The organism is Streptomyces sp. KR55 (assembly GCF_052245645.1).
Classification (GTDB): Bacteria; Actinomycetota; Actinomycetes; order Streptomycetales; family Streptomycetaceae; genus Streptomyces; species Streptomyces flavusporus.
Genome location: NZ_JBQQCE010000071.1, coordinates 15,733 through 28,202, shown reverse-complemented (window position 1 = coordinate 28,202; position 12,470 = coordinate 15,733). Strand labels below are relative to the sequence as shown.

Below are 12,470 nucleotides of genomic sequence, written 5' to 3'. Positions count from 1 at the left end.
GAGCAACCCGAGCCGGACTTCATCGGATAACCCGATCCATGGATGCATATCCGTGTCAACGAACCAGCGCCCCGGCGGTCACCGCGCCTGGAGAGGAACTACGTGCACCTCTCAAGCAACGGCATTGGCCCCGACCCTGCACAACAGGCTGCCCGTCACCACGCGGTGACGGGCCCGTCTGTAGCGCTCGCTCAGAAGCGAGAGTGGAGCCACAGGATGAGCAGGCTGGCTCCGGTGGTGCTCGCGCCATACGCGGCTCCGTAGAGGGCGCGGAGTACGAGAGCGCGCTGGTACCGGCTCAGCCACTCGATAGTGCGGCGGGTGATAGTCCGCCTGGGCAGGTCGGGATCCGGCTGGTTACGGTGCATGAGTTCCTTCCGTTTCTGAGCTGGCAGGGACACGTGCAGTGGCCCGTCCTCCCTTGGGCTTCCAAGGTCAATGGCCGGTGGCGTCGATGACGCGTCAGCCGTTGTGGGCCGCCTGCGCGGTTGCGGTTACGCCGGGAGTAGGGGCGTCCCAGAAAAAGCCGATGTTCCTGCCCTGGAGCGGGGGCCTTGGGGATTGGCTTCGGCTCTCCGGCGAAGATGGTGGATGGTCGTCGGGATCTGCGCGGGCGTCGGCATTGATACGAACACGGCGGTCACTACTTCCTGTCATTCGTCGAGGAAGACTCCTCTGACTTCCCCGGCGAGCGCGATCTGGCCAGGCGGCGAGCCACCGGTCAGCAGAGCAGGGCGTCGTTGGTACGCATGCGGGTTGTGTCCTGCGAAGTGCTGTAGTGATGTGGAGGGCGCGGCATCGCAGGTCGCGAGACTCTGCGCTCCGGCGGAGCGCCCCTCTCGGTACAGCAAGCAGCTGTGGGCGATCCGCAGGTACTCGCGGCCGCGGCACTCGGGCGGAACGTCTCCGCTTGATCGCGGAAGGCGCAGGGGTGGATTGCCGTATGGCACGGTGCACCTGCGTGACGTACGCGACATTTCAGGTCGCGAGGCCCAAAGAGGAGCGCTCCGGCGGAGCGTCGCTGCGAGCGGCGTGGACGATGCTGAGGTACTCCGTTACCTCGCTGAGCACGGCAGTGTCGCCATCCACAAAGTGTTGAGACCCCGGCGCCGCCCGCGTCATCGACGTAGGGCTCGCCTGGGAACTCGCTGTCACAAGGCGTCGCCCCGCGCGCTCAGACACGCGTACAACTCCGACCGGAAGCGTGACACTTCCGCCAACCCATCCCCCAGGACGCCCTGATCCACCAACTCATGACTACGGCCTTCGCGCTGTTCCTAATCCGTTGGGGCCATGGCGGGCGGATGATGATGGTGAGCTCCCGTCCCGTGGTTTCCCCGAGCCGGGACGGGAGCTCACCCCCGGTCGTACCGGGCGGGAATGCCCGAGGGGCGGCCCGTGTTGTGAGGAGCGTGGTCGTGGAGGGGACAGTGTCCCCGGACCTCACCTATTGCCTGCAGGGACGATCGTTCGACTGAAGCCCTGCAGAGCTGCTCGCCGCGTAGGCGACCGCCCTTCACGATCACCACATCCCCTCCAGCCCCGGCCGGTGCCTCGCCAGCCGGGGCTGGACACGTGTCGGGCCGCGTGACCGGCTGGAGCCGGGATACCTTGCCCAGACCATGGACGACTACGAACACGTCGATCTGGACGACCTCGACTTCCCGCCCGCCGCGCACACCGTGGAGCGCCTGGCCCTGCTGACCCTTGAAGAGGCACACGACCTGCTCCAGCTGCTGCAGACGGTGGCGCAGCAGGACGGGCCGGTGTCACCGGAGGCGGATCGGCTGGCGCGCGAGATTGCTGCCCGCATCCCTTCGGAGAACTGACCCGCGCCCGGGCACGGTGCGCGCAGGCTGGCCACGCACCCGCACTCCGCTGTGCCGGCGCTGAGAGATGCGGTCGGTGCGCGCAAGGCGGTGTACAGCGCTCCAGACGAACAGGTCACCGCAACCGTCGACGTCGGCCCCTGGATGGAACAGAAGATCGCCGCCGTACTGGCTCATCGCACCGAGGTGCGGCGGGGCGCCGTACCCGGCCTGATCGCCGGCCTTTCGCAGGACGCTCGGGAGCGGCTGTTCTCCACCGAGTGGTACATCCGCCACACCTCTGCCGATGCGCCGGCCCAGACGGAACTGACCACCTGACCACGCGGGCCGGCGGCCGTCTCGCTGCGGTCCGGCTACCCACCGGGGCAGTCCCGCCGGAGGGCGGACTTGATGCAGGGCGCTCTCGGAGGTCATGCCATGAGGCGTCAACTCCACTTGTGCAGCGGGTGAATTCAAAAACCTCTTATGCAGCATTTCGGAACATGCCGAGTATTCGCCAGTGTTCGCCACCCCTTGTTTCTCCCCGAACCGGCCGTGGGGCAGTTGCCTGTGGCCTAAGAATGTTCGGCGGCACCGGCCGCGTCACAGCCACGGGACGAGGCACGGCTCGGGCCGGTGGCTCGGGCTGCAATCGGGACGCGGCCTGCCTGCTGGACCGGGAGCGCACCGCGTGTCCCCGGGGGATCACCGCGAAGGAGTTGGCGCACCCCCGTATGCGCTCTGAACTGCCATGACGAATCACTTCATGAGCGATGCCTGGCCTGAGTACGTCGCCGGTGTGCTGGTGCTGGCCACCGGCGCGCTGACCAGCACCTTAGTTAAGGCCTGGCGCCGGCGTAGGACTCCGCGCGAGGACCAAGACCACGCCGCCGACCGAAGCGAATAGAGGGTCGTTCGCCCCCTAAATTCCATTTGGAGAAACCCATGAGTGAAATGAGAAATGTCGTCTTGCGGACGACGAAAAGTGTCGTCCGAGAGACGACAACCCCACGTCGACCGCCAGCGGAAATCCACCGCGTCGACGCCTGGCGCCATCTGAAGTCCCCGCAGGCTCCCGATCCGCATTCGTGGTTAGGGGAACTGGCCCACATTCCCCGGCCCTTGGATCACACTGGCACACTTGGCGAGGTCGCCGCCAAGTACGACTGCATCCTCGAACTCATCGAGTACGACGCCCTGGACGACATCGACGAGACCGACCTGCTCGCAGCCCTCCTGGTCCAACGCGTCCTGCGCGACAAACTGCAGATGGACGAGCCGCGGCTGATAGCTGCCGCCCGCCGCAAGAACGTCACCTGGCAACGTCTCGCCCCTGCCCTGGAAATGCGCAGCCGGCAGTCTGCCGAACGCCGCTACCTGCAGTTGCGCCGCGACCTCGACAGCATCGTCGGCCACTCATTGACCCAGAGCGAACGCGTTGAAGCCGCTCGCACGCAGCGCGATCGCAGGGCCGAGCAGCGCTGGGCCTCCGACCACGCTGCCGAGATCGTCACCCTGGCCCGGCGCCTGGCCGCCGTCCCCGGACTGCAGCAGCGCGCCGACTCCTGCCCGAAGGTCACACGCGCCAACCAGGTCGCAGTGCTCCACGCCCGCCGTGCTGGGGAACCCGACCCGGACCCCGTCCGGACCGCCTGGCCCGCACGTCTTGTCGAAGCAGTGGCCGCGGAGGAAGCCCATCGCGCGGCGGAGGCCGAAGTGCAGCAGTGCACCGAAGAACCCTGCCGGCACCACCATCCAAGATCGGCCATCCTGACCCCTGTCAAGTACGCCCGCCTGGTGCATCAGATGTTCAGCCTGATCGGTCACGCCATCGACAGCGACAACGTAGACCTGTCCGACCATCACGAGCTGATCAACGCGATCAGGCAGCTCTACGCCGAAGCCGGCCACCACGCGCCCCGAGCCCCCGAGGACTACCTCTCAAGCCCAGCAAGCGAGAGGACTGCGCGGCCGATTGACGAAGTGTCTTCGGACAGCCACGCCGGGGCTGTCCCGTGATGATCGTGCTGTGCCGCATTCTCCCGCGTTGGCAGAAGACGTGCCTGGACAGCCGCCGTGGGTGGCTGATGCGGTGCCCTCGTCGGCGACCGGGATGCTCTGTCTCGTCCGGCGCTCGCGGGGGATGGTCTCGGACTATAGGCCAGCAGCTCACCTCGTGTGCTGGTCGCCAGTCCAGTTCGCTGGGCGCTGCCCCTTCTCATCCACCGGCACCGGCCGTTCTTCGAGCGGAGCGGGGGCCGGCTGGATCCCGGTGGGCACGAACACGACGAGATACGCCTCGAAGCCCCCGTCCAGGCCGGCGCCCCACTCTTCTCGGTCCATCGCCGCCTGCCATCGCTCACGTGAGTCGGCGCGGCCACGGGTGAAGATGTACGTGGTGTAGCTGGTCGTGGGATCCAGTTGCAGTTGCGGGCCCTGTCCGGCGGTGGGGGCCGTGACGGCGATCAGCCCGGCGCGCGTGGGCCGGTAGGGGTAACTGCCGAGCAGCTGCCATCCTGCTCCCGGCACAGGCTCCGCCGCTGCCAGTTGCAGCGTCACCTCGATCAGATGGGCCTGCACCCGGCTGACGATGGTGAACTGCCCAGGTGTCACGATGACTGGGTCGCCGGTGCGAAAGTCGGGCTCCTCGACCCACTCGGCGACATAGAAGTGGCCGTACTCGATGCTCACGGCGCCGCTGTTCGTTGTCTCCTGCATGCTTGCTCCTTCTTGTGTGGCGCCGCTCGAGGCCAGGCCAGGCCGGGGAGCCGTTGCGGGGGCGGGCCCCTTGGTGGCGCCCGCCCCCGATTCTGCCTCGCTACTTAGTCGACCCAGATGCCGTACGCATCACCGTCGAGGATTCGGTCGCCGCTGTACCAGTGCGACAGCTTCGACCCGGCGCTTCCGTTCTCCGACCCGGGCACCATCCTCACGGAGAAGTTGCCGTCGCCGACGCCGGCGCCTTCCTTAGTGGACGCGAAGGGGAACTCGTCGCACTCGTAACCCTCGGGGCGGTGCAGACCGGCGCATGCCGCGTCCTTGGCGCTCCTGTTGCGTCGCTCCACGTCGTCGGAGGCGGTGGAGAACTTGCCGCCGCCGACGTTGCGGTGGATCGGCTGCCATTCACCGTTCCATATATTGCCGGGAATGTCCTTGTCGCTCTTCTGCGGATAGGTCAGTTGCGGTGCGTACAGTGCGTCGAAGACGTGTTCCGCCACGCCCTTGACGGCTGTGTCGGCGCGGTCGTAGTTGAACGACGGGGTGACCCGGTTGAAGACGGCGCCCTTGCTGCCGTACTGGGTGTCGGGTATGTAGGTGGCGGAGTCGAAGCGCATGCCGCCGATCGGTGACACACCGGACCAGCCGGTTGAACCCTTTGCGGAGGACACCTTGTAGCTGGTCTGCCAGTTGCAGTACGAGACTTTGTCGGAGCGGGACTGGTCGGCCTTGGCTTCGTCCGAGGTGATGTCGAACTTGATGTACTGGTCCTCCCACCCGGCAACGACGCGGGTGAACGAGTCCCTGCCGTCGCCGAAGTCGACGCCGTTGTTGTTGCCGCACTCGCCGAGGTGGTTGATGTCCCCCCAGGCCGACGGCTTGATCTTCATGCTGGCGCCGGAGAATTCGGAGTAGATACCGAACCCGGTTACGTCCTTCGTCTTCAGGTGGATCGTGCCGGTCCGGCCGGCCTTGGAGCCCTCGCCGACCTCGATCTCCTTGAACCGGATGTAGCCCTCGATGCCGCCCTGGCTGTTGATCTTGGTGGCCTGGTTGTATCCCCAGCGGCAGAAGTTGAAGTGGTCGATGATGTGGCCGGGCGCGTTGGAATCCCGTGCCTCGCCCAGGGGATCGTTCTCGCACTTGGCGAAGTCGATGATCCCGTTGGCCCTGCTCGTCGACCGGAACTTGCCTAACTGCTCGGCTGCGGTCTCGGTACCGTCCGCGGTGTAGGTCTGGCCAAGCTTGCGGGCCAGCTCCGCCTCGCGTTCCGGCGTCGGATGCGGCCCGCCAGGCTGCGGCTCCACCGTGTTCGCCCGCTGCAGGCCGCGTGGGGCCTTCAGGCGCGAGACCGAAAACGTCTCACCGACCTTGTCATCGGGCAGCTCGTCTGCGGAGCCGAAACGCTCCCACACGATCTGCCCGGAGGTGTCGGCCTTGGGATCCAGCTTCACTTTCGACGACTTGAGCGTCGGCTCTTCCGGGGTCTGGGCTGAGGCGGTGCCGCCCAGCAGTGTCATCAGGCAGGCAGCGGAGACAGCCGCGGCCCCAGCGCGTTGGATACGCATCAGAGAATGCTCTTTCCCTCGGGCTTCAGGACGTCGGCTTGGGGCCACCGGTGGTGGTCGGGTACACGGTCGGCTGGACGGTGGGCGGTGTGGGAGCGCCGTCGTTGACCGTGAACTTCGTCCACGGCGTCCAACCGGTGTCGTAGTGGGTGCCGTCGTAGGCGGAGGCCCGGAACTCGTACGTCTTGCCGTCCTGCAGCAGATCCGCCGGAACCCGGACCTCGGCCGGCGTCCCTGCTGCGACCCAGTCCGAGACGAGGTAGTCGCCGACCTTGGCTCCGGTCGCGGCATCGCGGATGTCGAAGGTCCCGTTGACCGTGTCACCGTCGGCGTCGTCGAAGGTGGCCCGCAGGAACGGCACGTCGGTGTCGACCTGCCACACCCCGGCTGCGTCCTTCTCGAACGGCGGCCCTGCCTGCGTGTCGTGCCCGTTGCCCGGCCGGAAGTTGTACGTCACGGACAGCTTCGGCTGATTCGCCGTATTGTTGCCTGAGTTGACCCGCTTCCACGCCTCGGTGCTGTCGGTCGCCGCGCGCAGACCCATGAACCCGCGGGTGACCTTCTCCGAGGCCCAGTACTGCACCAGGTCGGTCACATCGGCCTTGATCCAGCCGTCCGGCGCCGACGTGCACGACGGGTTGCCCTTGGTTTCCGTGGACGTGGCGTACTGCTGCAGCCAGCTCGGCTGGTTGGTCCACCGCGAGCCGGTGCCGGCCTGGCTGGTGGCCCACACCGTCCAGCCCTGCGCGGTGCAACCGGTGTTACCGGAATGGAAGTTGTACAGCTGCAGCGTGGCCGACGAGATCAGCGCGTCCTGGATCGGCTGCGTGTTCCAGTGAATGAAGGAACGGGCCGTGCGCGGCGTGCCGTCGCTGTTGGTCGTGCCGGGGTTGCCGAAGTCCAACTCGGTGTCCGTGGACAGATCCACGGTCTCACCCTGCTGAACATAGGTGTCAAAGGTAGATGCCAGGGCGGAGGTGGACGGATCCACGGTCACCGGGTACTTCGTGTCCGGATCGGCCAGGAAGCCAGCGTCGGGAGTGACGACCAGATCAATGCTGCCGGCGCCGTTGTCCACGACCTCCATGTCTACGCTGTGGCGGTTGAGGTGCTCGCCCGACTGTTCGTCCACCGCGGCGTCCCACATCACCGGGGCAGGCATGACCGCACGCCTCTTCCCGGCAGCGTCGGTGAAAAGGACTGAACCGTCTCCCTGTTCCACGGCCTTCAGCCCGTTGGTCTTCAGCGGCAGTGTGTACGAATAGGCGCCGGACTGCGGGCGCTTGTCGAGGCGCACGTACTGCTCGAAGCCCGTGCGGGTGGCCTCCACGATGACGTCGGCTCCCGGGAGCGCGTCGTTGTAGACCGCTGTCGTTCCGTCGAGCACCGGCGCGGGAAGTCCGCCCTTCCACTGCAGCCTGATCTGATCGTCGCCGGTGCCCAGCGTGACGAGGTCCTGCGGGGCTTCCTTGGCTGCTGCCTTCAAGGAGGCGGGCACCTGGCCTCCGCCGGTGGCGAGCGTCAGCCCTTCGGGGTGAGCCTTGGCGACAACCCTTCCGCCGGACGCGGACAGTGTGACGTCAACCGGCTTCCACCGGCCGTCCTGCTTGATGCGCTCCGGTGCCGGCGTCATCTTGGTGGTGAAGCTGCCGTCCGGGTTGGCGAACGTCTGCGACGTTTCGGTGCGTTGCGACAGCAGCTCCACTGGCTTGCCCGTGCGGCGGGCTTCTAACCGCGCAGTGGGTACCTCGCCATGGTCACCGGTCGAGGCAGTCGGGGTGGCGTCTGCGACAAAAGCCCCATGGGCGGCCGCTGCACCCAGTGAGGCTGTAGTCAGCAGCAACGCTCCAAGGGCGATGGGAGCAGCTGTGCGTCTTAATCTCGACTTTTCAGGCACGTGTGTCGTTCCTCTCCCCCCGCCGCGTTGGCGGGTTGCTAGACGGCGAATTGCGCCGCGAGCCTTTCTACGTGCCATGGAGAGAGTCGATCAATGCCATGAACTGGGACGTACGACAGGAAACTCAAGTAACGGACGTGACTATGCACACGGTTTAGGCAAATCTGCGTCGAATCCGTGAAGAAGCAAGGTGCAATGTTTCACCAGATGGATCACCGCCCGCAGCCTGTCTGCACTGCGCGTGCATGCCCGCGGCCGGGACACCGCCGTCGACCTGGCCCCCGACGAGGTCACCGATTGGTACCTCATCCAGGCCTGGCCGGCACCCGCCCAGGAGGTAACGGTGCTCCGCCAGACCGATGGCTACGGGGCGTCAGTCCGCACACGCTGAACCGGTTGACCCATCCTGCCCGCCCACCGGCATGCCCGGTGGGCGGGCAGGCGTCTGCCGTGTCCCTCCCCTCGTAGCGTGAAGACCGTGCCCTGTTCTGCCGGGTCGATGGCCAGTTGCCACCGTGTCTTGATGGCGATCCAGTCGGTGGCGTACGTGCAGCGGTAGCTGGCGGCCGGGGGATGCCAGGTGGCCGGGTCCAGGTCGGCCTTCGAGCGATTGCTCGCCGCGGAGACGGCGATCAGTGCCTGTTTCCGAACCGCGAAGTCCCGGGTCGGCCCGCCGGTGAGTAGCGGAGCGGGTTTTAGGGCCCAGGCAGTTGCACGAGGGTGTCCCGACGCAAGAGGAGGCCAGGGCATCTTGTGACCTAGGTAGCCCTACGCGAAAAATGTTGGCCATGCCTGCTGGAGAGGGAGGCGGGGCGGACAACCGTCCCGCAATATCGGACGACGGCCGATCCACGGAGGAGGTGGTGCCTGCGCCGACGGAGGGGGAGGGGGAAGGCAATCCGCTGGGCTCGGTGACTAACACCCTGTGGGGTTCGCTCATCGCGTTGGCGGGCCTACTCGCTGCCCTGGGGATGGACAGCGACAGGCTGTTCGTCGCGTTGAACAATCACCCGGGGTGGACCCTGGTCGCGCCCGGGCTGGCCATCACCGCCATTGCTTTGAGTTTCTACGCGTACTTCACCCAGCAACGACTGCTTCTGATCGTCGGCAGCACGGCCTATATTGCGGCTCTCGTCGCCTCGCTGATTGTCGCCACCCTCGCCGCTGCCGGGAACGGCAGGCCCACTGTGACGAGCGTGAGCCTGACGGGTCAACGGCCCCATGTCTCGCTGACTTTCACCGTTCACGCGGTCGGTGTCGATCGCAATGATCACGTGGCCGCGTTTGCGCGGTCGCTGCACGCACTTCAGGGAGACGAGGCGGACACCGAACTCTATTCAGGATCGCTCAGGCCTGACGACATGGGAGAAGTGGACCAGAAGGTCACCATTCCCCTCACGCTGCCGAAGAACGCCACGCATCTCACGATCAACGTGTCCAACAGCGGAGACAAGGGCAAAAGCCAGTGCACGACCCGTTCCCCGACCGCTCCTGCCTGTGTGACGCTGAAACTGCCTTAAAGAGCGTTCCGTCCCAGCAGGGGTGTTTGGTAACTCGGGCGATGAAGCCGTCTGGACCAAGTGATCGCGCATGTGAGGATGGAGCTGCGTGTCCACGCGAGGATGGCAGTGCTGCGCGTGACTGCCGTAAGTGCCGGTTTCTCAACTGGTGTCTAGCCCTCCGATCCACCTGCTGGCAAACGCGACGCGGGATCGGGGGCCCCTCAGGGGCAAAATCGAACAGATGGGGTCAGGTTGACCCCAAGGTCAACAAGCCTTTGCGCATCCTCCAGGATCTGATCGAAGCGGGCGCGTCAGCGAGGATCGCTGATTGTGATGCGAGCAGGCCGGGCTGGGCAAGCGAAGGCTAGGGAGTCTGAGGAGACGCAGTCGTCGGCGTTATAGTCCAGTACCAGGCGAACTTGGTATCGATACTGCTGTCTCTTCGGGATCGACATCATCAATCGAATCTCGAACCGATCCGCGTCTCCCGGTGGAACCGCGTGTGAAATTTCCTTCTTTCTGCTGGGCTTAGTGAAAGACGCCTCATGGGCGACGAGATCCGGGTCTGGAAGCATGATGCTGTACGTCCCACTTGGCTGAAGCGCCGAGCAAAGACGCCCCCGGGCAAGCCCCCAGGCTTCTGCCTGCTCAATGTGCACGTGAAACCGCTTGAGCACTACAACCTGACCTCCTGTGTTACGCACCTTCACATCCAGCACGACAACGTAGATGTGCTCTTCGTGGAGCCCTCCACGCCAATCTGAGTACCGTGACCCGGTTCGTTGGTTGGAGACGACGGATACGTCCACCAGTTCCAGCTGCGCTTTGGGCGGGTGGCGTGCTCGGAGCACAGCCCAAGCACCGATCAACGCCGCGAGGATGCCACCAACCACTCCGACGATCGCTACAGGCATGCGGTGACGGTAGCGAATCGAGCGGCGTGGTCGCGGAGCGGGCTGACGTGGCACCCGTTCGAGTGATGATCAAGTCAAAACAGCATGTCAAACCACGGACCGAGCAATGCTGTCGTCAGCGACAGGCTTGGTGAAGGGATGAGGCATTGCTCTTGAAGCGTGTTGGCGCGGTTCTAGGCACAACTGCACTTGTATTGCTGGCGATCCCGACGCCGGCCCACGCCGACCCGGCCATTGCCTGTGGCGGGGACGTACGCACGGGGCCAGTCGTCGTCAATGGTTGTATCAGTGCCCAACGGGAGTTCTTCGAGCTCGCTCCCAGTCGGGAGGCAACCGCCCACATCAAGATTCGCAATACGGGTGCGCGAGGGATGAACGTTGCCTATGAGGCAGAGCGGCGCTATCCCAATACGGGGAACAGTGATTTCAACCGGTGGGCAAAGATGGGGAACAGTCGCACCTATGTGGAGGGAGGCCAATCCGTCGGGCCAATCGCCGTGGGAAGCGTGAGCAACACATGTCTACCGCAACCTCCCACGATTCAGATCCGAGTACGAGCAAAGGCCGATGGCGCTGGTTGGAGCGCATGGTCGTACGCGATCACAAGCCAGTGCCAGACCTGATTCTCCTTGACGGTGCCGCCGCCCTCGTGCGGTGATGAAGCGGCCGGAAAGGGCTCAGCCCGCCGGAGCTGGAGCGGGCGACGGGACTGAGGCCATCGCAGATCGTGGCCGGGTTCGCGTGGCTGGACGCGCACCGCCGCCCGGGGTCTGGAGGGCCTGACGGGCTGGCTGGATCAGGCGGCGGGTCATCAGGGTGATGGCCGCCCAGGTGATCAGGGCCTCGCTGTGCTGCGGGAGCCGCTCGTAGTCGCGGACGAGGCGGCGGGCGTGCATGATCCACGCGAGCGACCGTTCGACCACCCAGCGGCGGGGCAGGACGATGAACCCGGTCGCGTCCTTGGGGCGGGAGACCGTACGGATCGTCAGGCCCAGGAAGTCCTTCGCCCAGTCGCCGAGTTTCGGCCCGGCGTAGGCGGAGTCCGCCCAGACCACGGTGAGTTCGGGGTGCATCAGGCGGAGCCGGAAGAGCACCTCGCGGGCCGCATCCCGGTCCTGGACATCGCCCGGGGCGACCATGACCAGCAGCGGCAACCCCTTCGTGTCCACGACCAGGTGTCTCTTCCGCCCGTTGATCAACTTGGCCGGATCGAAGCCGCGACTGTCCTTGCCGACGGTCTCCGCGGCCTTCACCGACTGGGAGTCGATGACGATCGCGACCGCCTGCGGGGCCCGGCCCATGCCCTGCCGGATGCGGCGCCGCAGCTGGTCACGAATGACACTGAGCACCCCGGCGACGGCCCACTTCGCCAGAAAGCCGTAGACCGTGCGCCAGGGCGGGAAGTCCCGTGGGAGAGCCCGGTACTTGCAGCCCGAATCGACCAGGTATCTGATCGCATCCACGATGTCGCGGCGAGGCCACCTCTCCGGCCGGCCGCCCTTGGGGGTCTGGCATGCGGGCACCGGGAGAAGGGGCTCCAGCAGGGCCCACTCCGCGGCGGTGGTGTCGGAGGGGTAGGTGCGTCGGCGCACGGTTTCACCTTGAGTTCGATCACGAAGAGATTCACGAGACCAACAGGTCAAGGGTGGATTCGACGGCGGCGAGCTGTGTGACGACGTAGGCGATCCACTTGTCGTTCGGGTGCAGGGCGGCGTGTGGGGCGACGGTGCCGGTGATGAGCCGGCGTACTTCGACGAGGCGCACGTGGATCTTGCCGATCTCGTACTTGCGCAGCACCTCGGGGTCCCCGCTGAACTGGTAGCCGTCGGCCAAGGTCCACACAATGGGCGGCTAGCCCTTCTCCGCGGCCTGGTCGCGCAGCATCGCCAGCCCGGAATGTACCTGGCTCTTGGTCAGTTCGGTGGCTCTGATCAGCTGCGGCAGCGTCAAACCGACGCCCTGGGCCTCGAACAGCACATTGCGGATGCGGTCGGCGTGGGAACGGGCCGCGTCACCCTTCCGCCGAGGGCGCCCCTTGCGGCGCCTGGCCTTGCGGGGCACGG

Annotated in this window: 11 protein-coding genes and 2 pseudogenes; 4 read left to right on the top strand and 9 right to left on the bottom strand. The window is 66.0% G+C overall.

Translation table 11 applies throughout. The annotated features are described in order from the left end of the window. Nucleotides 1-191: 191 nt before the first annotated feature. Nucleotides 192-368 carry a hypothetical protein gene (locus tag ACTWQJ_RS13365; protein WP_443306856.1) on the bottom strand — a complete coding sequence of 59 codons (177 nt, stop codon included), beginning with the start codon at nt 366-368 and terminating at the stop codon, nt 192-194. A gap of 1,254 nt (nt 369-1,622) precedes the next feature. Between ACTWQJ_RS13365 and ACTWQJ_RS13360 the strand changes: the two genes are divergently transcribed. The 3 genes from ACTWQJ_RS13360 (at nt 1,623) to ACTWQJ_RS13350 (ending at nt 3,827) form a co-directional block, all read left to right on the top strand. Then, nucleotides 1,623-1,829: a DUF6417 family protein gene (locus ACTWQJ_RS13360; protein ID WP_443306855.1), complete on the top strand. Its 207-nt coding sequence runs from the start codon at nt 1,623-1,625 to the stop codon at nt 1,827-1,829. Between the two features lie 90 nt (nt 1,830-1,919). Next, nucleotides 1,920-2,147: a hypothetical protein gene (locus tag ACTWQJ_RS13355; protein ID WP_443306854.1), complete on the top strand. Its 228-nt coding sequence runs from the start codon at nt 1,920-1,922 to the stop codon at nt 2,145-2,147. Between the two features lie 606 nt (nt 2,148-2,753). Continuing rightward, nucleotides 2,754-3,827, top strand: a complete 1,074-nt coding sequence (locus tag ACTWQJ_RS13350; RefSeq protein ID WP_443306853.1) for a hypothetical protein — start codon at nt 2,754-2,756, stop codon at nt 3,825-3,827. 150 nt (nt 3,828-3,977) lie between these two features. Here the strand turns inward: ACTWQJ_RS13350 and ACTWQJ_RS13345 are convergent, their stop codons facing one another. From ACTWQJ_RS13345 to ACTWQJ_RS13330, 4 genes and pseudogenes are all read right to left on the bottom strand, one after another. Then, nucleotides 3,978-4,526, bottom strand: coding sequence for a hypothetical protein (locus ACTWQJ_RS13345; protein ID WP_443306852.1), 549 nt, complete (start codon nt 4,524-4,526; stop codon nt 3,978-3,980). A gap of 104 nt (nt 4,527-4,630) precedes the next feature. Continuing rightward, nucleotides 4,631-6,094 (bottom strand): NucA/NucB deoxyribonuclease domain-containing protein, encoded by a 1,464-nt coding sequence (locus ACTWQJ_RS13340; protein ID WP_443306851.1) that lies wholly within the window; start codon nt 6,092-6,094, stop codon nt 4,631-4,633. 25 nt (nt 6,095-6,119) lie between these two features. Further along, nucleotides 6,120-7,991, bottom strand: a complete 1,872-nt coding sequence (locus ACTWQJ_RS13335; RefSeq protein ID WP_443306850.1) for a DNRLRE domain-containing protein — start codon at nt 7,989-7,991, stop codon at nt 6,120-6,122. Between the two features lie 363 nt (nt 7,992-8,354). Next, nucleotides 8,355-8,633 (bottom strand): annotated as a pseudogene (locus ACTWQJ_RS13330) (hypothetical protein); the annotation flags it as partial. Between the two features lie 221 nt (nt 8,634-8,854). Between ACTWQJ_RS13330 and ACTWQJ_RS13325 the strand changes: the two are divergent. Continuing rightward, on the top strand, nt 8,855-9,511 hold the full coding sequence (locus ACTWQJ_RS13325; RefSeq protein WP_443306849.1) for a hypothetical protein: 657 nt from the start codon (nt 8,855-8,857) through the stop codon (nt 9,509-9,511). Between the two features lie 293 nt (nt 9,512-9,804). Here the strand turns inward: ACTWQJ_RS13325 and ACTWQJ_RS13320 are convergent, their stop codons facing one another. The 4 genes and pseudogenes from ACTWQJ_RS13320 to ACTWQJ_RS13305 form a co-directional block, all read right to left on the bottom strand. After that, nucleotides 9,805-10,407, bottom strand: a complete 603-nt coding sequence (locus tag ACTWQJ_RS13320; RefSeq protein ID WP_443306848.1) for a hypothetical protein — start codon at nt 10,405-10,407, stop codon at nt 9,805-9,807. A 680-nt stretch (nt 10,408-11,087) separates the two neighbouring features. After that, nucleotides 11,088-11,999, bottom strand: a pseudogene (locus ACTWQJ_RS13315) (IS5 family transposase); the annotation flags it as partial. Between the two features lie 31 nt (nt 12,000-12,030). Further along, nucleotides 12,031-12,240 carry a hypothetical protein gene (locus ACTWQJ_RS13310; protein WP_443306847.1) on the bottom strand — a complete coding sequence of 70 codons (210 nt, stop codon included), beginning with the start codon at nt 12,238-12,240 and terminating at the stop codon, nt 12,031-12,033. Between the two features lie 18 nt (nt 12,241-12,258). After that, nucleotides 12,259-12,468: a hypothetical protein gene (locus ACTWQJ_RS13305; protein ID WP_443306846.1), complete on the bottom strand. Its 210-nt coding sequence runs from the start codon at nt 12,466-12,468 to the stop codon at nt 12,259-12,261. Nucleotides 12,469-12,470: the final 2 nt, after the last annotated feature.